The organism is Pseudoalteromonas sp. 2CM28B (assembly GCF_023161935.1).
The window spans coordinates 22,137-43,114 of the sequence record NZ_JALNTH010000051.1 but is presented as its reverse complement, the minus strand read 5'-3'; the positions used below and the strand labels follow the sequence as shown (position 1 = coordinate 43,114).

The following is a 20,978-nucleotide window of genomic DNA, read 5'->3' as shown; positions in this document are numbered from 1 at the left end:
TGCCTCGACCCGGAATCGAACCAGGGACACGAGGATTTTCAATCCTCTGCTCTACCAACTGAGCTATCGAGGCACTTTAACAGTGCTAATTAAAAAGTCATAAATGATTTTTAATGCAATTCCCACTCAGCGCTATCGACTGAGCCATCTGGGCGTGCGGCGTATTAAACGAGTTTTGCCCTTACAAGTCAACTTTTTTTTTACTCTTTATAACTGTTTGAACGGTTTTCACACAACAAAGCGAGTTTTTATAGACTAATGTTTATTTATCCAACAAAAACTTACGAAAAACCTTAATTTAACCAATTAAACCAGACTAAAAACGTAGTGTATTATTTGATGTAAATGATACGATCACATTGATAATGCGTTAAGGCTTATCGTACAGACAAATACCAATGGGAACAATCAATGCAGAGTAAACTCTCTTCGCCGGTAAAAGGCTTACTGCCGTTTTTTTTAATTATTAATATTGCAGTAACAGCGCTTGCTATTGTTGCCTTTGCGTTTTATTCGCAAAACACACAACCTGCACCAGCAGCCAAACAAAAAGTAAGTATTACGCAGCTAGCACAACAACTTGATTTACCAATGGTAGATGCACTTACTATGTATGGGCAAGGCAAGGTTCGCCAGCTACTTGAGCTTACCTCAGTATTAGATGATGAGTTTGAATATACGCTCTATCGCTTTAATGCCACCTCAGAAACCCAACTTGTATATAGCAGCACTAAACCCGCTATCGAGTCTAAAAAAGTAGATGAGCATTTAACTGAGCAAGGTATATTTCACCATATATTGCTTTTGAACGACCAGCCTATTGGTGAGCTAATAATAAAACAGCAGTTACCAGCACCGCCTTTAACGCAGCAAGACTCGCAAGTAATAGCCTATATTATTGCAATTGTAAGCGTGTTTGCCTTATTTGCATTAGCCCTACTATTTAATACCTATATAAATACTCGCTTGCGTAAAAGTAGTCATTTATTAAATGAAGAACTTCAAGCGATTACCGAAAATGGCAATTACGACAGTAAAGTAAGTGAAAAACTAGACTTAGGCTTATCTGGTGTAGCTAAAAACATTAACTTGCTGCTAGATAAAGTTAACTCAGTAATGTCTGAAAAAGAAGCTGCGCAAAAAGAGCTTCAAAAATTACAAACTGGCCTTGAGAGCGAAGTACAACAAAGAACAATTGCATTAGAGCAAGCGACATTAAAAGCACAACGCGCTAGCGAAACTAAAACGACCTTTTTAGCCACTATGAGCCATGAAATTCGCACCCCTATGAACGGCGTTATTGGCACTATAGATTTATTAAGACAAACAGAGCTTGATGGCGCGCAGCATCGTTTAAGTACTATTATCCGTGAGTCAGCGTTTTCACTATTAAGTATTTTGGATGATATTTTAGACTTCTCTAAAATTGAAGCGGGTAAGCTAAATATTGACCCTACGCCTTTTTCAGTTACTGATACGATTGAAGAAGTGGCTCGCGTGCTTTCATCTGTTGCTAAAAAGCGCAAATTAGATTTAGAGCTTTCTATTGCGCCAGATATTCCAACTAATTTAACTGGCGATACAATACGGGTTCGCCAAGTACTGTATAACCTTTGTAGTAATGCAATTAAGTTCACCAGTACTGATGATAAACGCCAAGGGCACGTAAAAATATCGGTAGAAGTGGCCCATAATACGGCAGATCATTTTACGCTGCGTTTTTGCGTAACCGATAACGGCAAGGGCATGACCCAAGCGCAACTGCGAGAAATATTTAACCCGTTTGTGCAAGCCGAAAACTCAATTACCCGTGAATACGGCGGCACTGGTTTAGGGCTTTCTATTTGTAAAAGTTTAACCGAGCTTATGCTCGGTACTATTAATGTAACTAGCCATGCAGGCATTGGTAGCGAATTTACCGTTGAGCTTCCATTTGGTACCTCAGGAAAAATTAAGTACGCACATAAAAATGCGCTCAATGGCAAACATGTAGTGGTAGTGAGCAATCATTTAGAGCGCGAAAAAGCAATGTACCGCTATTTATCGTTTATGGGCGCTAAAATTACCTACGTGCACAACCAGCAAGAAATAGAAGCTCAACAAGAGCAGCACGACATTATATGGGTTGTCGATGGCATAGATGATATGGAAAAAGTTAACTCTTTACTGCGTCGTCTTATTTACTCACTTGAAGATAATAATCAACAAGTGGTGGTATTAAGTAAGCTTGATGAAGCCGCTATAAACCATAAAAATGTATTTTATATTAATGCCTCACCGCTGTGTAAATCTAACTTTATGATGTCGATATTGGTAGCAGCAGGCTTGCATCAACCTAAACAAATTAAAAAAACAAAAACACTCAACAATTATTTAAATGTTGAACAAGCACGCGATGCAAATAAACTCATTTTATTAGTAGAAGATAACCTACTAAACCAGCAAGTTTTAACCGACCAACTGCATATACTTGGCTATGGCGTTGAAGTGGCAAATAACGGTGAAGAAGGTTTAGATATGTGGCGTCAAAACAATTACTCGCTCATATTAACCGACTTACATATGCCAAAAATGTCAGGTTACGATATGGTTGAAAAAATTCGTGATGAAGCCGAGTTGTTAGACTCTATAGACGCTCAGCCTTATATTATTGCGGTTACTGCCAATGCGCTCAAAGGTGAAAAAGAGCGTTGCCTGGCGGTAGGTATTAATGACTTTATTACTAAGCCTATAGAGCTTAATGCCTTAGAAGATACCTTAAAGCGTTGGTATGATAAGCATAATAAAGACCAAACTGTTGTTATTCATCAAAAGCCTGCCATGCCTATTAATATGGACGCAGTATCTACTTATGTAAACGGCGACGAAGCCAAACAATTACGCTTTTTCAAAATGTTTTTAGAGCAAAGCCAAAGCCTAATTAAAAGCATTAATTCCGGCGTTATGGTTAATGACAGAGACGAGATAAGCAGTGCTTGTCATCAGCTCAAGGCTATCTCTAAAACTATTGGTGCAGAGGCCGTTGCGCAATGTGCAGAAGAGTTTGAAAAGAAGTGTCGAAATACTGAGCTTGATACTGATGAGCTAATAGCGCAAAGAGATACCCTTGAAATTGAATACTCTAAAGCTGCGCAGTTTTTAAAAGAACAAGTGCGCTCAGCGAATACTGATGAAGAAACGCTATAAAATATAGCTATAAAAAAAGGGCTATATAGCCCTTTTTTTATGCCTAAAAATTACTTTTCAGGAGGTCGATAACCTTCAATTTCTACGTCTTTGTCTTCAAACAAAAAGCCAACCATTTGCTCTTCTAAAAACGTACGGTGCTCTGGGTCCATCATATTTAAATGCTTTTCGTTAATTAGCATAGTTTGCTTATGCTGCCACTGGCCCCATGCTTCTTTAGAAATATTATTAAAAATTTTCTCGCCTAGTTCACCAGGGTATAACTGAAATCCAAGCCCTTCGGCTTCTTTTTGTAACTTTTGACAAAATACTGTACGTGCCATAATTGACTCTCTTAAGCGCTAAATGCTAATAGTTTAACCTATTGGGCTCATTTGTTTAACCAACTTTTTAGTCGGTGCGGCTAAACCCACCTCTATAGATTGATCGAGTGGGTACCACACAAGTTGTTTATCGTTTACTACATCCGGTACGTTATTAATATTAAGCACATGTGGATTTATTGTCAGCTCAAAGTGCGAAAACACATGAGTAAAAGGCGTTAACTCTTCCAGCTCTGTTTTTAAGCCTTGCTGATTTAAAAATAACACCATTTCGCTGTATTCGTTAAACTCAAAAAAGCCAAACAGACCGCCCCAAATACCGCTGCTTGGGCGCTTTTCCATTAAAACTTTCTCGTTGTGTTGAATAATTAATTGATGACAACTCTTTTTAGGAACCGCTTTTTTAGGTTTAGAATGAGGAAACTCTTTTACTTTAGCGGCATTAAACGCACCGCAATCGCTATTAAGTGGGCACGCTTGGCAGTCAAAGCGACTGCGAGAGCAAAGGCTGGCGCCCAAGTCCATCATGGCTTGGTTAAACTCAGTCACATTGTTTTTAGGGGTTAACTGGGTAGACAAATGCCAAAGTTGGTTTTCTACTTTTTTTACCCCATACCACCCTTCAACCATAAAATAACGGGCAAGCACTCGCTTAACATTACCATCTAAAATAGGGTGGTGCTGGCCAAGCGACAGCGATAATACCGCACCAGCGGTAGAGCGCCCTATTCCGGGTAAATCCATGACTTCTTCGAGTGTAGTAGGAAATTTACCTTGGTATTTATCTCGCACTATTTTGGCCGTTTTATGTAAGTTACGTGCTCGTGCGTAGTAACCTAAGCCAGTCCAATGATGCAGCACTAAATCTTCATCTGCATTTGCTAAAGCAATGATATCTGGGAAGCTTGCCATAAACTTTTCAAAGTATGGAATAACCGTAACAACTTGCGTTTGCTGTAACATTACTTCTGATACCCACACTTTATACGGTGTTTTACCTAGTTGCCAAGGCAATGTTTTACGCCCATGAAGGTGATACCACTGAACCACTTGGTTAGCAAATTTGTCTGACTGCTGTTTATTTAAATCCAACATATACTACTTTTACTCATGCTCAATAGCGGCTCAGTCTATTGCAGTTAATAAAAAGATCAAGCTATGAAGGCGCTATAACACGCTAATACTTGTGATTAGCTGCGTGGTCAGGGATAATACGCAACCATTTTTAAACACATTGTTTTTGTCAGGCCAATAATATGAGTGAATCAAGTAACAACAACCTTGAGCAAGCTAAGCAAGAAGGTAAGTATATCCGCACAATTCGCAGTTTTGTAAAACGCGAAGGCCGCTTAACTAAAGGCCAAGCTGCCGCAATTGAAAAATGCTGGCCAACTATGGGGCTTGAGCATAAAAACGGCCTACTCGACCTAGCTCAAGTATTTGGCAATAACAATGATGTAGTATTAGAAATTGGTTTTGGTATGGGCAAGTCATTAGTTGAAATGGCAAAAAATGCACCGCACCTAAACTTTATTGGTATTGAAGTACATCGCCCAGGCGTTGGCGCATGTTTAATGGATGCAGATGAAGCCGGTGTTACTAATTTACGTGTATTTGAACACGATGCGGTAGAAGTGCTCGCTGACTGCCTTGCAGATGAAAGCTTAACAACGCTGCAATTATTCTTCCCTGATCCATGGCATAAAAAGCGTCATCATAAACGCCGTATAGTGCAAACAGAATTTGCTGAAAAACTGCGTACCAAATTAAAAATTGGCGGTGTTTTTCATATGGCTACTGACTGGGAAAACTACGCCGAGCACATGCTAGAAGTTATGCAAGCAGCGCCAGGCTATAAAAATCAGTCATCTACCAATGACTACGTACCTCGCCCTGATTCGCGCCCGCTAACTAAGTTTGAACAGCGCGGCCACCGTTTAGGTCACGGCGTATGGGACTTAATGTTTGAGCGCACAAAATAATTACACTAATTTACTAATCAATAATTTGTAAGGCAAAGCCATTTATGAGCGTATTAACCAACCCAAGTTTACTGTTACTTCGTAATAGCGAAGAACTAGTGGGAAAATCTATCTTGGTGGTCAACTTTGTTCAAGATGGCTTTTTAGCAGAGCTAAAGCAGCTAAATCCTCAAAGTGCCATCACCGCATTTAGTTATAACCATGCTAATGGTGAATTTGCTAAAAAAATAAATGGCATAAACGTGTGTGTTAACCATGAAATGGCCGCCAACGATTACGATTTAGTCATTCTTTACTACCCAAAATCAAAGCCTGAAGTATTAATGGCACTTGATAATATTCGCGCCGTTATTAACGAAAAAGCACAGCTACTTGTGGTAGGCGAAAATAAAAGTGGCGTTAAGTCGATAGAAAAACAGCTCGCGGGCAAAGCGCAGCACAGTAATAAAATTGACTCTGCTAAGCATTGTATTTTGTTCTCATTTGAGCAACTAGAGAACAACCCAACCTTTGAGATTAGCCGCTACCATAAAACGTTTAGAGTAAATGTAGCAGGAGTAGAGTTTGATGCTATCAGTGTTCCGGGTGTATTTAACCACGGCGCTTTAGATGCTGGCACAAAAATGCTACTAGAAAATGCCCCGACCACTAAACAAGGTAATGTACTAGATTTTGGCTGTGGTGCGGGCTTAATAGCCACTTTTTTAGGTATTAAAAACCCAGCACTGACTTTTACTTGCAGCGATGTGAGCGCACTTGCAACTTATGCTACTGAGCAAACATTAAAGCTTAATAATATTAAAGGCGGCACTATTTTAAGTGATGGCTTAAAAAGTATTAGCGGCAAGTTTGATTTAATAGTTAGTAACCCGCCTTTTCATACTGGCATAGCGACCGACTACACAATTGCTGAAGCATTTTTATCAAATGCTAAGCAGCACTTAACCAAGGTAGGAAAGCTAAGCATAGTGGCTAATAGCTTTTTAAAATACCCGCCAATTTTAGAGGCGCAGTTTGGTAGCTTCCACACTGTGTACAAAAATAACAAATTTGCCGTTTACAGTAGCTAACTAATTATACTTAATTAGGCTAAGTGTAATTAATACTTAGCCTAACTTTCGAATAAATATCAGAATTAATTTCACTATTTCCCTTCACTTTCTATGGTTTTTGCTAAACTAAAGTTCTAAATATAAATATTCATGCTTAGGCGATGCAGCAATAATGCCAAAAAAAGTACATCAAAAAAGTATTCGAAAAGCGCTGATCAACACCATCATGCTTATCACTGCTATTTGTTTAACTTTATCGGTTTCAATTTCCACTTATATGAGTGTAAAAGAACAAAAGGAACTGATCATAAACAAGCTCGTGATCCTTTCCGATATTGTTGCTTTTGATGCCGCAGATTCATTGGTAAAAGACGACAGAAAAACAGAAGAAAAACGCCTAAAGTCGTTTGATAAAATCCCCCTTGTTAAAAACATTCATATTTACGCAATAGAAAAAACATCGAGTAAACCTGTATTTTTTATTAGCTTTAATGCTAAAAAAACCCCACCTGTTCCGCTGCGCGTTGACAGCATTGAAGATCTTAATGAGCCAAGAGTGACCAACAACTACATTGAGCTAATAACACCTGTGCTTAATAACGAGCAGGTGGTGGGTTACGTTTATATGCGTGGCAGCTTAGAAAGCCTAGATGAATTTATAAAACAAAAAATTATTATAGATATTTTCCTTACTCTGTTTATTTTGTTTTTTGTGTACTTTATAGCGATAAAAACACAAAAAAGTATCGCTAACCCTATTGAACACTTAAGTGTATTGCTACAAGACGTATCAAAAAATCATAATTATGACGTACGCGCACCAAGCACCAGCGTAAAAGAGGTTACAGCCTTATCAAACAGCTTAAATATCATGCTTACTCGCACCCGTAAGCAAATAGAACGTCATGAAAAAGACAAACTAGAGATCAAACAACTCAACCAAAGCTTAGAAGAAAAGGTAAGCCAAAGAACAATAGCCCTGCGTGAAGCAAACCAAGAACTGCTTTCTACCCTTGAGCGAATGCACCAATACCAAGAACAAATAGTAGAAAACGAAAAAATGGCCTCATTAGGACAAATGGTAGCCGGCGTAGCCCATGAGGTTAACACCCCAATTGGCCTAGGTATTACTGGCTCAACCTTGCTGCGCGATAAACTTGCCGATATTCAGCTTAGTTTTGATAATAAGTCTCTTACTTCTAACCAATTAAAACGCTTTATTGACGAAGGTATCGAAAACCTTGATTTAATTTATAGAAACCTAAACCGTGCGGCCGACCTTATCTCTAACTTTAAAAAGGTAGCTGTAATTCAAGATGATGGGATTAAAACCCATGTAAACATCCATAGGTTAATATCTGATGTATTAATGTCGATTCAATCAGAGTTAATAAAGTCAAAGCCTAACGTAGTGATTAATTGTCCGAGTGATTTAACCATTGAGAGTAAATCTGAGCCATTACAACAAATTTTCCAACAGCTTATTTTAAACTCTGCCATTCATGGTTTTAGCAATAGCGAAAATAACGAAATTAAGTTTGATATAGAAATAACAGGCCCACAAATAAAAATAATCTACACAGATAACGGCCAAGGCGTTGATAAAAACGTCAAAAACAGGATATTTGACCCATTTGTAACCTCTAAGCGAGGCCAAGGGGCAAGTGGTTTAGGCATGCACTTAGTGTACAACTTAGTAACCCAAGCACTAGGTGGGCATATACTGTATGACCTAGATGCAAAACCCGGCGTACGCTTTGTTATTACAATTCCATAAAAAGTGTTTAAAAAAAGAGTATTTATTTACGCTTTTTACTTGAATTACCATTTAATGACCTTATAGAGAGAGCATGTGATATTTCATGTTTAATTATTTAACTTGATCTAATAATTAAGCGATACAATTTCTGAACTTTATTGCTTTTGCAGTATCACATACATTGATGAAAGGTTATAAAATGATATAATTCCGTTTTGAATTTGCGCGATTATTTTTAGTACCTTTAAGCGATTGGTGGATGTATCAATTATTAAAGGAAATGGCTTCGTTTTCATAATTCAAAAAGCTGCATCCGTTATATATCATTAAACAGTAGTTTTTGCACAATGCCTTTTGGTTAGTTTGGAACACCCCTACTGTTTTATTTTTATCCAACTTGTTTTTTCTTGTTAACATTTGGGTATAATCCTATAATCTCTAGTAATCGAATTATTTAGTTAAGATTCGATTTTTTGTAAATAAAATATTCCAAAAAGGTTAATTAATAATGCAAACGCCAGTCATTCTAATCGTAGAGGATGAAGACGTAACTCGACTAAACCTCGTGAGTTTATTTGAAGCTGAAGGTTACAAAGTTATTGAAGCCATTGATGGCGATGATATGCATGACAAGCTTACAAATAATGATGACGTCAATCTTGTAGTTATGGACATCAACCTACCGGGTAAAAACGGGCTAATTTTAGCACGTGAATTACGCCAAAAACGTAAAGTCGGTTTAATCTTTTTAACCGGCCGTGATAACGATGTAGACCGTATTTTAGGTTTAGAAATTGGTGCTGATGATTACATCACTAAACCTTTTAACCCTCGTGAATTGACTATACGCGCTCGCAACTTAATTACCCGTACAGCGCTAGGCGGCGAAGAGTCAGTGCTAGAAACCAACGGTGTAATTACATTTAACGGTTGGGAACTTGACGAAAACAGCCGTTGTTTAACGTCACCAAATGGTGATGCTAAGCGTTTACCTAAAGGTGAATACAGAGCGCTGCGTTTAATGCTTGATTCTCCAGGGCGTATTTTTAGCCGTGAGCAACTTATTAAGCATATGACTGGCCGTGAACTTCGCGCTAATGACCGTACAGTAGATGTAACGATTCGTCGTATTCGTAAGCACTTCGAAAGTGATAATTCTACTTCTGAGCTAATCAGCACCATCCATGGTGAAGGTTACCGCTTTATTGGTAAAATCGACGCTTAATTAGAGTAAACCGCTTACTCTAATAATTGTAAAAACGAATGAAGGGCAATTTGTCCTTCATTTATTTTATCTGCCAATGTATCTAACCATTCTTTTAGTACTTCATCTGATTCATCAAGCGCACCGTGTTCCATCTTTTTAGCATGTAACTGTACGTCGTTTAATCCTACAGAGCCCGCAGCACCTTTAAGCTTATGCGCCACCGATTTGTACTCTTCCCTGTCGTTTTCATTTAACGCGCTTTGCAGCTCTTGCTGATATTGCGGGTTTAGTTTTTCAAACAAACCACTGCTGCGCTTAAATACTTCAAGCCCCATAGAGTTTACAAAGTCTTCAATGGTTTCAACATCAAGCACACCTGCATTAATGCCCTCAAGCGCTTCTTTACTTACCGTTAGCAGTGGTTTGTCTGATTCACTTTGTTGAATATCAAACAAATCAGCCAGCATTTTATCAAGCTTTATTGTATTAATGGGTTTAGCAAGCGCCCCTTGCACCGAAATACCTTCTAAGTCTTCTTCGGCGCTACGTACATTCGCTGTAAGCGCAACGATAGGTAATTTATCAAAATGGCTATCGGCACGTATTTGTCTTGCCACCTCATCACCATTTATATCGGGCAGTTGCATATCAAGTAGTACTAAATCTAGCTCGTCTTCGGTTTCTACAAACGAGAGTGCATCTTCACCTGTTTCGGCCCAAATCACTTCATGGCCGCGCTGCTCTAACAGGTTAGTCGCAATTTCAGCATTTAATGGCACATCCTCTACAAGTAAAATATATAAACCTCTACCTGCATAGCTTTGTTCGGTAGGCGCTACACATAAGCTAAGCGGTATGTGTACTGTAAAGCAGCTGCCTTCACCTTCTGTACTGGTTACCGAAATAGTGCCTTTCATTGCACTGACCAACGCTTTGGTTACGGCTAAACCAATGCCTGAGCCAATCGCGTTTTTACCGCTTAAATCTGGGGCTTTGTAGTACATATCAAATATGCGCGAGAGTTGATCCTCTGGGATCCCCTGCCCTGTGTCTGATATTTCAAGTTCAAGCCACGGTCCATCGTTACGCTCTTCTCGGCTACATGTGAGTTTTACCTCGCCATGCTGGGTAAACTTAACGGCATTATTAATTAAGTTCCATACCACTTGGCGTAAACGCGTTGGGTCTAGGAGTGCATAAACATCTAATGTGCCATTTCGCTCAATTGAAAATTCAAGCTCTTTTTGTTCAGCAATTAAACCGGCAAAGTTCACTACATCGTTAATAAAGTCTGAAACGTTAATAGAGTCGGTTGCTATATCTAACTGCTCTCGGTCTATTTTATCTAAATCTATAATATCGTTAAAAATATTACCTAAGGTTTCAGCGCTCGAAAACACCGTATTACACCAACTGCGTTGCTGCTTATTAAGCTCTGTATCAAGTAGCATTCGTGTTAAACCTACAATGCCATTTAATGGCGTGCGCAGCTCATGACTAAGCGTTGCTATAAACTTACCTTTATCCTTATAGGCTGTTTCAAGCGCTTGTGCTGCTTCTTTACGGCTGGTTATATCACGGCCAAATGCAAGCAAACCTATGTAGTCACCTTGATCGTTTATAAACGGTAATTTACGCAGCTCAAACCAACGATTTTCGCCATTAACCATATATTCAACATCAATTGTCAGCGCTTGATGCGTTTGCTCTACTTGTTTATCGGTTCTGAGTACTTCTGCTAAAAAGTAGCTTGGGAAAATCTGCTCCACTGTTTTACCAATTAGTTCAGCGCTGGTTTTGCCCATAACCTCTTCAAACATTTTATTACAGCCGGCAAACACGCCGTTGTTATCTCGGTAATAAAATAAATCGGGGGAAGAGTCGACAATAGAGCGAAGGAGCATGCCTTGCTGAGCAAGTTCTTGCTGTGTTTTTTTGCGCTCTGCTATTTCGCGGCGAAGCTCTTCAATGGCGCGATGCTTGGCATGAAAAGCCATTTTTCGCTCATCTATTTCGATGTTGAGGCGGTTGATATTATCTTTTAATGTTTGATTTAACAGCTTTTCTTGTTTTGTGGCGCTGTCTAAATAAGCGTACGAGGCATCTAATTGTCTAATCGAGTTGAGTAAAATACTGATCATAAAGGGAGATACAACCGCGGTAAAAAATACCACAGCTAAAATATCAACTAAATTAACCTCACCCAGTGCCACATAATAAAACATACTCGACAATATAAGCGACACGCCTAATAAAAGCGCGTAGCACATTGCCGCGGTTTTTAACTCACCAAAGCGAGTTATTAAACTAGAAAGTACTCGAGCCCAAGGGCTCAAAGAAGAATCGGTCATAGGTCAGTGTATCTCGTTACTAGGCATAAATAAAAAGTGCCTATTAATAGTCAAACGCATTTTGCAGCAGATTTTAGCATTTTTCTATTAGCTATATTCATGTTGTGCGACAAAAACAGAAAATTTTCATGTTTACTTTTGCCTACTTGTTAAACTCATCATTTCAGCAATAAATTATTTAGTGTAAAATGCTGCGCTTTATTATGACCAATAACGAGTAGCGCACATGCAAACCAACATGCCCGATATAGCTGATACGGCTCCCGCCTTACAAACAGGTAAGTTAGACTGGGTTGGTATGGGCGAAATAGAACTGCCATTTATTTTTGAATCGAAAGATTTAGCACCCGTTACCGTTAACGCAAAAGCGCGTGCCTTTGTTAATTTGCATAAAGAAGACGCTAAAGGCATTCATATGTCGCGTTTATTTTTAGCGCTTGATTTACTCTCTACAGAGCAACAAGTTAACCCACAAACTTTAGCTCAAGCACTCGATACATTTATCACCAGCCACGAAGGATTAAGTGACAAAGCCCAAATAGAGTTTAAATTTGAGTTACCGCTGCGTCGTAAATCGTTGTTAAGCGGTAAAGCAGGTTGGAAAAGCTACCCAATTACCCTAACCAGCACTATTGAAAATAGCGTAATTAGCTACGAGCTAAGCGTGGATGTTACTTATTCATCAACCTGTCCATGCTCTGCAGCACTTGCTCGCCAACTTATTCAAAATGCTTTTAGCGAAAAGTTTAACCAAGAAACACTTAATCAAAAAGATGTTTTAGCATGGCTAGGTACAACACAGGGTATTGTGGCAACGCCTCACTCACAGCGTTCAATTGCAAACGTTAAAGTAAAGCTAGACAACACGATTAGTGAATTTGACGTAGTAAATTTAATTGATACATTAGAAGCTGAGCTAAAAACCCCGGTACAAGCGGCAGTAAAACGTGAAGATGAGCAAGAATTTGCCCGCCTTAACGGTCAAAATTTAATGTTTTGTGAAGACGCTGCACGTAAAATTAAAGCGGTTCTTGAAAACGATAACTTTAGTGATTACTGGCTGCAAATTAATCATTACGAATCACTCCATGCGCATGATGCAGTCGCTATTGCCGTTAAAGGAATTGAGGGCGGTTACAAAGCCTAGCAGCCCTGCTGCGTTAATAATAAATACATACGGTAATTAGCCATAACAACCAATTTTTAGGCACGTAAATTGCTTTACTTAAGCAGTGTCAATTTGTTGTTATGGAGTTACCGTATGGAATTCGCTTTATTATCAATTTTAGTATTAGTGGTTGGGGCCTCTGTGGTTGCGTCAAAATTTAGTGATGATGGCGGCAATCCCTATCCTTTTACCCGCAAACAAACCGTGTTTACACAGGTTGAGGGTGCATTTTTAAATCTTTTAGAGCGTGCGGTAGGCGATCAATACAAAATTGTGAGCCGCGTCAAACTCATCGATGTAATCGACTGCAAGCAAGGCCTCTCAGCTAAATCAAAACGTGCAGCTTTAGCTAAAGCTAAAAATAAGCAACTCGATTTTGTGCTGGTAGATAAAGAAAAAATGACGATAGTGGCAGCGGTCGATTTAGTTAACAACGCCAATAAAGATGGCCACAAAGCGCAGCGCGACTGGTTTGTAAACGGCGCTTTAGAATCCGCTGGCATTCCACATATTCGTATGAAAGTAAAATCAGGCTACCGCCCTTCTGAGGTGCGCGATGCAATTATGTTTAAATTAGGCAAACCTGCAGCGGTGCAATCGGCTCGTCCAACACGTAATCGTGTAAGTAAACCTGCGGTATTGTCACCTTCTCAGGCTAAAGCGCAAACCACTGCGTTAGCCGAAATTTAAAATAGAATTAAATACTCTCCTAAAAGTATTTAAAGCGAGCCGTAAAACAGCTCGCTTTTTTGTTTTTTATTGCTAACTTCACGTATAATCTACGTATTCAAACTCAGGAATCAAACACTATGAATGTTGGTATTATTGGCGCAATGGAGCCAGAAGTTAAAATTTTACGTGAAGCAATGCAAAACCCACAAGTGCTAACTAAAGCAGGGTTTACCTTTTACACAGGCGAATTAGCAGGTAATACAGTAACACTTGTGCAATCGGGTATTGGTAAAGTGGCATCAACGATTGCAACCACGTTATTAATTGATAACTTTAATCCTGATTGTGTTATTAACACAGGTTCTGCCGGTGGCTTTGATCCCTCTCTAAGTGTTGGCGATGTTGTTATCTCTTCAGAAGTACGTCATCACGATGTAGATGTAACCGCTTTTGGCTACGAAATTGGCCAAGTTCCACAAATGCCAGCAGGCTTTGCCGCACACCCAAAACTAGTTGAAGCTGCCGAGCAAACCATTGCGCAAATTAGCGAAGTAAAAACCTTAGTAGGCTTAATTTGTACGGGTGATTCATTTATGTGTGATCCAGTGCGAATTGATAAAGCACGCAGCGACTTTCCTACAATGCTTGCAGTAGAAATGGAAGGCGCATCTATTGCACAAACGTGTTTTGCGCTTAATACGCCATTTGTGGTTATTCGCTCAATGTCTGACATTGCCGGTAAAGAGTCGCCGCAATCGTTTGAAGAATACTTAGAGACTGCATCAATCAATTCATCAAAAATGGTTGTTGCACTATTGGAAAAACTAACAAAAGTTACGCTGTAAATGCTAAGCAATATTGTTCAAAACCATTTGGACTTTATTGCCTTTTTTGTGGCGCTCATTGCTGAGCGCTTTTTCCCGTTAAAAAGCTGGTATCACCCTAATACAGTATTAACCGCTGTATTTAGTGCTATAGGAAAACGGGTTTATAAACCAAGTGAGCCTAAAAGTTACCTTTATTTAGCCTCCACTCTTGCCTGTGCGCTAGTTTTAAGCGTTATTCTTATTATTATTGTGTTACTGCTTGAATTTGCCTTTTATCCTGAGCTGCTCGCGGGCCTCATTTTATATTTGTGCCTAGAAAGCAAAGCGATTGAAAAAAAAGCCCTGCGTGTTGCAAAGTTAGTAAAACAAAACCAAAAATCTACCGCGCGTGAACTCGTAAAGCCACTGCTTGCCCGAGAGGTCAATAAGCTCTCAGCGCCAGGTATTATTAAAGCCTTAATTGAAAGCTTAATTTTACGAACTGCCCGTAATTACTTTACCGTTATATTTATATTTTTATTACTTGGGCCAATTGCCGCTTTAGCGTATCGGCTACTGACTTTAATGCAGCATGCTTGGCGCACCAATATTTCACCTAATAGCCACTTTTTAAAACCGCTTAAAATACTTTTGTTTATAATCGAATTTATCCCCGTACGCTTACTTGCATTAACAATTGCTGCAAGCAAAGCCAGTAAACAAAGTATGCATTACATAAAGCACTATGGCAGACACTTTTATCAAACAAATACAGGGTGGATTTTAAGTGTGTGCTCCGCCTCTATTGGCGCACAGCTAGGCGGCCCTGCGGTTTATTTTGGTAAGCGTTTTAATAAAATGCGAATTGGAACCGAGCGACTCCCAAAAGCCGAAGACGTCCCTGTGATCATAAATAGATTAAATCAAGCGCGTGCATTTTGGCTGATAGTCATTATCAGTATTGAGATATTAAAGCTGATTTAGTGGTTTTTTAGCAGCCAAAATACGCGCACAAAAAAACCAGCCTAAGCTGGTTTTTTTAGTTTTAACTGCGCTTACGCTACAGTAATGTTGGCAAACTTACGTTTACCTACTTGGTAAATAGCGGTCGTGCCTTTTACTACTTCAAGTTTTGTATCAGTGATTTTATCTTCACCGTTAAGTTTTACTGCACCTTGCTTAATCATGCGCATTGCTTCAGAAGTACTGGCTACTAAATTAGCTTCTTTAAGTAAGTTAGCAATTAAAATACCTTCTTCTGCAATCGTAATTGTCAGCTCAGGGATTTCATCAGGTAGCGCTTTTTTCTGAAAACGTTTGATAAAGTCATCGTGTGCGGCTTGCGCAGCTTCTTCACTGTGAAAACGTGCAATTAACTCTTTCGCCAGCTCAATCTTAATATCACGCGGGTTAGTGCCCTGCTCCACGCGTTGTTTTTGCGCTGCAATTTCTTCGATTGATAAGCTGCTTAGTAAGTCGTAATAGCGCCACATAAGTACGTCGCTAATCGACATTACTTTACCAAACATATCGTTTGGCGCATCAGTAATACCAATGTAATTACCAAGCGACTTAGACATTTTTTGAACGCCGTCAGTACCTTCAAGTAATGGCATCATTAATACTGTTTGAGGCTTTTGGCCTTCTACTTTTTGAAGCTCGCGGCCCATTAAAAGGTTAAAGCGCTGATCAGTACCACCAAGCTCTACGTCTGACTCAAGTGCAACCGAATCCCAGCCTTGTACGAGTGGGTATAAAAATTCGTGAATTGCAATGGGTTGTCCGTTGCCGTAACGCTTTTTAAAGTCGTCACGCTCTAGCATACGCGCTACAGTTTGATTAGCTGCAAGTTTGATCATGCCTGCGGCACCCAGGTTTTCCATCCACGAAGAGTTAAAAGCTACGGTGGTTTTAGCTGGGTCTAAAATCTTAAAAACTTGCTCTTTATAAGTCTCAGCATTGGCAAGTACATCTTCACGGGTCAGTGGTTTACGTGTTACATTTTTGCCTGTTGGATCGCCAATCATGCCGGTAAAGTCACCAATTAAGAAAATAACCTCATGACCTAAATCTTGAAAGGTTTTCATTTTATTAATTAGTACAGTGTGACCTAAATGTAAGTCTGGCGCGGTAGGATCGAAACCGGCTTTAATTTTTAACTTTTTGCCCGACTTTAGTTTTTCAACTAATTCGTCTTCAATTAATATCTCTTCTGCACCGCGTTTTATCTCTGCTAGAGCGGTTTGTAAATCCACTGTGTATTACTCCAAAATTCTGCCAACGAAGGGGCAACTAGATGACTTGCTACATAAGGGTTTAAAACAGATTTAAACCAAAAGCACTTATGTTGCTAACATAACAAATTTCTACCTAATTAAAACAATTTTTTATGCGAATAATGCAACTAAACTCAATAAGCTTAGTCTCACTGTGTTAGGCAATTAGAAATGGTGTTTAAACGCCGATTTTAGCGCACTTTAGAAACAGTTTAAATCGATAAACTTAAACAACTATAAATTGTCATTTTACTAACATTTGCGGGGCTTTTAGCTTTATTTACTAGTATTCGTACCTTATTACGTATATCCTGCATTAATATATATTTTATTTTCACGACAGCAGAAAAGGCACGTTATGGTTCACGTGGTTAACACGCTTCCCAAAAAACACAAATTGCTTATTCTAGGTTTGGTTTCTGCTATTGTTGGCTTAGCCTTTCTTCCTTCAGAAAAAGCGACTGCATCCAAAGACAATAGTGCAAATGCACTAGAAATTGGTAAGCGTTACGAGTTACAAGTTAAAGTTGAAGACAACGAAAAATTAACTGAATTAAATTCGCCAGAAGCAGCAGAAAAGCTGCCAGAATACGACTTAGTCGATCATCAAGTTAAAAACGGCGATAATTTAGCAATTATCTTCAAGCGTGCTGGCTTTTCAGCGCAAACGCTTCACAAGCTAATTAACACCAATGCTGAAACACGCAAACTAACTAAGATTCACCCAGGTGAAATACTTAGTTTTGCAACGGCAGAAAACGGTGATTTAGCTCAGCTTCGTTATGTTATTTCAAAAACAGATACTTTGTTTGTTACCTTAAATGACGAAGGTAATTACGACACATCAATAGATAGCAAAGAAATAGAAACACTGAGCAAAACAGCCGGTGGCGAAATTTCTAGCAGCTTTTGGACCTCAGCGATTGCTGCAGGCTTAAGCGAGCGCCAAATAATGAACTTTGCTGATATATTTGGTTGGGATGTGGATTTTGCCAACGATATTCGTAAGGGCGATCAGTTTGGACTAATTTACGAGTCGCATTATGTTGATGGCGAGTTTATTGGCACTGGTAAAATTATTGCGGCAGAATTTATAAACCAAGGCCAGCGTTATGCGGCTATTCGCCATACCGACGGCAGCTTTTATACGCCTGAAGGGCGCAGCATGAAAAAAGCATTTTTACGTGCGCCGGTAAACTTTAAGTATATTAGCTCGAGCTTTAACCCACGTCGCTTACACCCGGTAACAGGGCAAGTAAGAGCGCACCGTGGTATTGATTACGCAGCACGTACAGGTACACCGGTTGTAGCCTCGGGTAACGGTAAAGTAATTAAAGCAGGTTACAGTAAGTACAATGGTAACTACGTATTTATAAGCCATGGCACACAGTACGTAACTAAGTACTTACACCTTAACAAAAAGCTTGTTAAAACAGGCCAAAAGGTTAAACAAGGTGACAAAATTGGTACCGTGGGTTCTACCGGCCGTGTAACAGGCGCGCACCTACACTACGAATTTTTAGTAAATGGTGTACACCGTAATCCTAAAACCGTTAAGTTACCTAAGTCTGAGCCATTACCACGCTCTGAACTTGCTAAGTTTAAACCTATTGCCGAAAACTTTATTGCACAGCTTGAACGCAATCGCGAACTACAGCTAGCACTTAAGTAACGTATAAGTTATAGATACTAAAAAAGCCTTTGCAGGGTTAACCTGCAAAGGCTTTTTTGTGTTTTTTATTAATTTATTAGTTTATTAGTTTATTAGTTCATTAATACATAAATTAGCTGTACGACTAAAGAAACCATAACCAGCGGCCAAATATATTTGCTGTATTTAGTTGCGCCATCCAACCCCATTTTACCTTGGTACTTTTCAAGCAAAGGTATCAGCACTGCAAGAGCGACAAACAAGCAAATTAAAATAACAAATATATTCATTCCTAAACCTTAATTATGGTAATTCATGGCCTTTGGCGCTTACATACAATGCATACCAATGTTCGCGACTTAACGTAACATTTAGCGCACCGCATGACGCTGCAATACGCTCAACGTTCGTTGTGCCAATAATTGGCTGTATTAATGCAGGGTGGCGTAATAACCAAGCTAAAACAATCGCCTCAGGCGTTGTATCGTAAAGTGCAGCAAGCTTATTTACGAGTATGCTGGTATTTATGTCGGCTTGCGATGCATTTGTTAAATCGCCCCCTGTGTATAGCCCTTGGCATAAACTTCCCCAGCTTTGTATTTGAATATCAAAGTGGCGGCAATACTCTACACTGCCCGGTGTAAAGTTAAGATCTTTTCCATCTGCATTACCTGCATAAACACCTTCATCAACAAATTGGTGTTTTTGTAAACTTGCTTCAATTTGGTTAGCAACAATAGGCATATCTAAGGCATGTTGTAAAAAGTTCATTTGGTGCTGCTGCATGTTTGATACGGCAAAATTACGTACTTTGCCGCTTTCTTGAAGACAGCTAAATACTTGTGCAATTTCTTCTACTTCCATTAGCGGATCAGGGCGATGAAGCATAAGCACATCAAGATAATCGGTGTTTAAACGTTTAAGTGAACCTTCAACTGACTCTTCAATCCACTTGGCCGAAAAATCGTAACGCTTAGGGCCTTTATCATCTTCAAAGCGTATACCGCATTTAGATTGAATATACATGTGCTCGCGAAGCTCTGGTCGCTCAGCTAGTGCTTGGCCAAATACCTGCTCGGCTTTGCCAAAGGTATAAATATCGGCGTGATCAAAAAAGTTAATGCCGCCAGCTATGGCTGCATCAATACACTCGTGAGTTTGCTTTAAGTGAGCCTTAGTAATGGCGTCTTTATTCCAACCGCCGCCTAGGCCCATACAGCCAAAAACGAGTCTACTAACATGAGGTAAATATTTTGCCAAAGGGGTGTGAAGCATGATGACTATCCTTATTAGTGTGCATAGCCCTCACTGTAAACAAAAACACGTCTGCAAACAAACTTTAATACGTACAGTTTTATAGGCATAAAAAAAGCGCAGTAAACTGCGCTAATCGGTTGGATTAAATCCTAAATACTAGCCAACAAGCGCCAGTAATATACCTGCGGCTACGGCACTTCCTAGCACCCCAGCTACGTTTGGCCCCATAGCATGCATAAGTAAAAAGTTATGTGGGTTATTCTCAAGCCCAACTTTATTAACTACACGCGCCGCCATCGGTACTGCCGATACACCCGCAGCACCAATTAAAGGGTTAATAGGTGTTTTAGAAAGCTTGTTAAGGCCTTTTGCCATAAACACACCCGACGCTGTACCAATAGCAAATGCCAACGCACCGAGCACCAAAATACCAATAGTTTCTACAGTTAAAAACTGATCGGCCGCTAGTTTAGAGCCCACTGCCAAACCTAAAAATATCGTGGTTATATTAATAATTTCGTTTTGGGCACTGTTACTAAGCCTATCTACAACACCAGACTCACGCATTAAATTACCTAAACAGAACATACCTACTAAGGGAATAGCCGCTGGTAAAAACATAGCGGTTAAGCTCAGTACCATTAAAGGAAATACTATTTTCTCTTTTTTAGATACTTTGCGCAGCTCTGGCATTTTAATAGCACGCTCATCAGGTGTAGTTAATGCGCGCATAATAGGCGGCTGAATAATTGGCACTAACGCCATGTAAGAATAAGCAGCAACCGCAATGGCACCTAGTAAATCAGGGGCAAGCTTTGATGCTAAAAATATGGCTGTAGGGCCATCGGCACCACCAATAATGGCAATGGCTGAGGCATCTTGTAAGCTAAATTCAAAGCCAGGTACATAGTTTAATAAAATTGCCCCAAACAAGGTGGCAAAAATACCAAACTGCGCGGCTGCACCCAGTAATAACATACGCGGGTTGGCAATAAGCGCACTAAAATCGGTTAGCGCCCCTACTCCCATAAAAATTAATAAAGGGAAGATCCCCGTATCAATACCTACATAATACACGTAATAAAGCAAACCACCTGGGTCAGAAAGCCCAGCAACCGGAATATTAGTCAGTATTGCGCCAAAGCCAATCGGCAGCAGTAATAGGGGTTCAAAGTTTTTAGCAATGGCTAAAAACAATAACAAACACCCTACCGCAATCATTATTAAGCCAGGAAACGTAAAGTTAGCAATGCCGGTAGCATGCCAAAGGTTTAAAAGACCTTCCATT

Annotated in this window: 17 protein-coding genes and 1 tRNA gene; 10 read left to right on the top strand and 8 right to left on the bottom strand. The window is 39.6% G+C overall.

Features of this window, described 5'->3' with window-relative positions:
• Positions 1–73 (bottom strand) — tRNA-Phe (locus MTN96_RS33460).
• 338 nt (positions 74–411) lie between these two features.
• Here MTN96_RS33460 and MTN96_RS33455 point away from each other — a divergent pair.
• A complete protein-coding gene (locus MTN96_RS33455; RefSeq protein WP_248534333.1) occupies positions 412–3,186 on the top strand; it encodes a hybrid sensor histidine kinase/response regulator in 2,775 nt (924 codons plus the stop codon).
• 50 nt (positions 3,187–3,236) lie between these two features.
• Here MTN96_RS33455 and MTN96_RS33450 read toward each other — a convergent pair whose 3' ends face one another.
• The gene (locus tag MTN96_RS33450) at positions 3,237–3,509 is read right to left on the bottom strand and encodes an oxidative damage protection protein (RefSeq protein ID WP_004587535.1); all 273 of its coding nucleotides are present in this window, start codon (positions 3,507–3,509) and stop codon (positions 3,237–3,239) included.
• Positions 3,510–3,542: 33 nt separating this feature from the next.
• Positions 3,543–4,604 (bottom strand): A/G-specific adenine glycosylase, encoded by a 1,062-nt coding sequence (mutY, locus tag MTN96_RS33445; protein WP_248534331.1) that lies wholly within the window; start codon positions 4,602–4,604, stop codon positions 3,543–3,545.
• Between the two features lie 161 nt (positions 4,605–4,765).
• Here mutY and trmB point away from each other — a divergent pair, with 161 nt between their 5' ends.
• From trmB to arcA, 4 genes are all read left to right on the top strand, one after another.
• Complete coding sequence (gene trmB / locus MTN96_RS33440) at positions 4,766–5,491, top strand: tRNA (guanosine(46)-N7)-methyltransferase TrmB (protein ID WP_024031613.1); 726 nt, start codon at positions 4,766–4,768, stop codon at positions 5,489–5,491.
• Positions 5,492–5,535: 44 nt separating this feature from the next.
• Entirely contained in the window at positions 5,536–6,561 is a 1,026-nt protein-coding gene (locus tag MTN96_RS33435) for a methyltransferase (RefSeq protein ID WP_248534329.1), read from the top strand.
• 154 nt (positions 6,562–6,715) lie between these two features.
• The gene (locus MTN96_RS33430) at positions 6,716–8,320 is read left to right on the top strand and encodes a HAMP domain-containing sensor histidine kinase (protein ID WP_248534327.1); all 1,605 of its coding nucleotides are present in this window, start codon (positions 6,716–6,718) and stop codon (positions 8,318–8,320) included.
• Between the two features lie 490 nt (positions 8,321–8,810).
• Positions 8,811–9,527 carry a two-component system response regulator ArcA gene (arcA, locus tag MTN96_RS33425; RefSeq protein ID WP_004587530.1) on the top strand — a complete coding sequence of 239 codons (717 nt, stop codon included), beginning with the start codon at positions 8,811–8,813 and terminating at the stop codon, positions 9,525–9,527.
• Positions 9,528–9,541: 14 nt separating this feature from the next.
• On the opposite strand, the gene arcB is transcribed toward arcA, so the two are convergent.
• Positions 9,542–11,860, bottom strand: a complete 2,319-nt coding sequence (gene arcB / locus MTN96_RS33420; protein ID WP_248534325.1) for an aerobic respiration two-component sensor histidine kinase ArcB — start codon at positions 11,858–11,860, stop codon at positions 9,542–9,544.
• Positions 11,861–12,086: 226 nt separating this feature from the next.
• On the opposite strand from arcB, the gene folE2 reads away from it, so the two are divergent.
• From folE2 to MTN96_RS33400, 4 genes are all read left to right on the top strand, one after another.
• Entirely contained in the window at positions 12,087–13,007 is a 921-nt protein-coding gene (gene folE2 / locus MTN96_RS33415) for a GTP cyclohydrolase FolE2 (protein ID WP_055254809.1), read from the top strand.
• A 114-nt stretch (positions 13,008–13,121) separates the two neighbouring features.
• Positions 13,122–13,718, top strand: coding sequence for a DUF2726 domain-containing protein (locus tag MTN96_RS33410; protein WP_024031608.1), 597 nt, complete (start codon positions 13,122–13,124; stop codon positions 13,716–13,718).
• Between the two features lie 119 nt (positions 13,719–13,837).
• Positions 13,838–14,545 carry a 5'-methylthioadenosine/S-adenosylhomocysteine nucleosidase gene (mtnN, locus tag MTN96_RS33405; protein ID WP_004587526.1) on the top strand — a complete coding sequence of 236 codons (708 nt, stop codon included), beginning with the start codon at positions 13,838–13,840 and terminating at the stop codon, positions 14,543–14,545.
• Complete coding sequence (locus MTN96_RS33400; protein WP_248534323.1) at positions 14,546–15,490, top strand: regulatory signaling modulator protein AmpE; 945 nt, start codon at positions 14,546–14,548, stop codon at positions 15,488–15,490.
• 71 nt (positions 15,491–15,561) lie between these two features.
• Here the strand turns inward: MTN96_RS33400 and tyrS are convergent, their stop codons facing one another.
• On the bottom strand, positions 15,562–16,761 hold the full coding sequence (gene tyrS / locus MTN96_RS33395) for a tyrosine--tRNA ligase (RefSeq protein WP_096740108.1): 1,200 nt from the start codon (positions 16,759–16,761) through the stop codon (positions 15,562–15,564).
• A gap of 379 nt (positions 16,762–17,140) precedes the next feature.
• Between tyrS and MTN96_RS33390 the strand changes: the two genes are divergently transcribed.
• Entirely contained in the window at positions 17,141–18,454 is a 1,314-nt protein-coding gene (locus tag MTN96_RS33390) for a peptidoglycan DD-metalloendopeptidase family protein (RefSeq protein ID WP_004587523.1), read from the top strand.
• Positions 18,455–18,546: 92 nt separating this feature from the next.
• Here the strand turns inward: MTN96_RS33390 and MTN96_RS33385 are convergent, their stop codons facing one another.
• From MTN96_RS33385 to MTN96_RS33375, 3 genes are all read right to left on the bottom strand, one after another.
• Complete coding sequence (locus MTN96_RS33385) at positions 18,547–18,723, bottom strand: hypothetical protein (RefSeq protein WP_004587522.1); 177 nt, start codon at positions 18,721–18,723, stop codon at positions 18,547–18,549.
• A gap of 13 nt (positions 18,724–18,736) precedes the next feature.
• Positions 18,737–19,708: an aldo/keto reductase family oxidoreductase gene (locus MTN96_RS33380; RefSeq protein ID WP_004587521.1), complete on the bottom strand. Its 972-nt coding sequence runs from the start codon at positions 19,706–19,708 to the stop codon at positions 18,737–18,739.
• 138 nt (positions 19,709–19,846) lie between these two features.
• On the bottom strand, positions 19,847–20,977 hold the full coding sequence (locus MTN96_RS33375) for a sodium ion-translocating decarboxylase subunit beta (protein ID WP_004587520.1): 1,131 nt from the start codon (positions 20,975–20,977) through the stop codon (positions 19,847–19,849).
• Position 20,978 lies beyond the last annotated feature (1 nt).

Excerpts from the sequence above, each read along its gene's own strand:
- MTN96_RS33390 (WP_004587523.1), top strand. The coding sequence starts at position 17,141 with ATGGTTCACGTGGTTAACACGCTTCCCAAAAAACACAAATTGCTTATT.
- mutY (WP_248534331.1), bottom strand. The coding sequence starts at position 4,604 with ATGTTGGATTTAAATAAACAGCAGTCAGACAAATTTGCTAACCAAGTG.
- MTN96_RS33375 (WP_004587520.1), bottom strand. The coding sequence starts at position 20,977 with ATGGAAGGTCTTTTAAACCTTTGGCATGCTACCGGCATTGCTAACTTT.
- arcA (WP_004587530.1), top strand. The coding sequence starts at position 8,811 with ATGCAAACGCCAGTCATTCTAATCGTAGAGGATGAAGACGTAACTCGA.
- trmB (WP_024031613.1), top strand. The coding sequence starts at position 4,766 with ATGAGTGAATCAAGTAACAACAACCTTGAGCAAGCTAAGCAAGAAGGT.
- MTN96_RS33380 (WP_004587521.1), bottom strand. The coding sequence starts at position 19,708 with ATGCTTCACACCCCTTTGGCAAAATATTTACCTCATGTTAGTAGACTC.
- MTN96_RS33385 (WP_004587522.1), bottom strand. The coding sequence starts at position 18,723 with ATGAATATATTTGTTATTTTAATTTGCTTGTTTGTCGCTCTTGCAGTG.
- mtnN (WP_004587526.1), top strand. The coding sequence starts at position 13,838 with ATGAATGTTGGTATTATTGGCGCAATGGAGCCAGAAGTTAAAATTTTA.
- MTN96_RS33400 (WP_248534323.1), top strand. The coding sequence starts at position 14,546 with ATGCTAAGCAATATTGTTCAAAACCATTTGGACTTTATTGCCTTTTTT.
- MTN96_RS33430 (WP_248534327.1), top strand. The coding sequence starts at position 6,716 with ATGCCAAAAAAAGTACATCAAAAAAGTATTCGAAAAGCGCTGATCAAC.
- MTN96_RS33450 (WP_004587535.1), bottom strand. The coding sequence starts at position 3,509 with ATGGCACGTACAGTATTTTGTCAAAAGTTACAAAAAGAAGCCGAAGGG.
- MTN96_RS33455 (WP_248534333.1), top strand. The coding sequence starts at position 412 with ATGCAGAGTAAACTCTCTTCGCCGGTAAAAGGCTTACTGCCGTTTTTT.
- arcB (WP_248534325.1), bottom strand. The coding sequence starts at position 11,860 with ATGACCGATTCTTCTTTGAGCCCTTGGGCTCGAGTACTTTCTAGTTTA.
- folE2 (WP_055254809.1), top strand. The coding sequence starts at position 12,087 with ATGCAAACCAACATGCCCGATATAGCTGATACGGCTCCCGCCTTACAA.
- MTN96_RS33435 (WP_248534329.1), top strand. The coding sequence starts at position 5,536 with ATGAGCGTATTAACCAACCCAAGTTTACTGTTACTTCGTAATAGCGAA.
- MTN96_RS33410 (WP_024031608.1), top strand. The coding sequence starts at position 13,122 with ATGGAATTCGCTTTATTATCAATTTTAGTATTAGTGGTTGGGGCCTCT.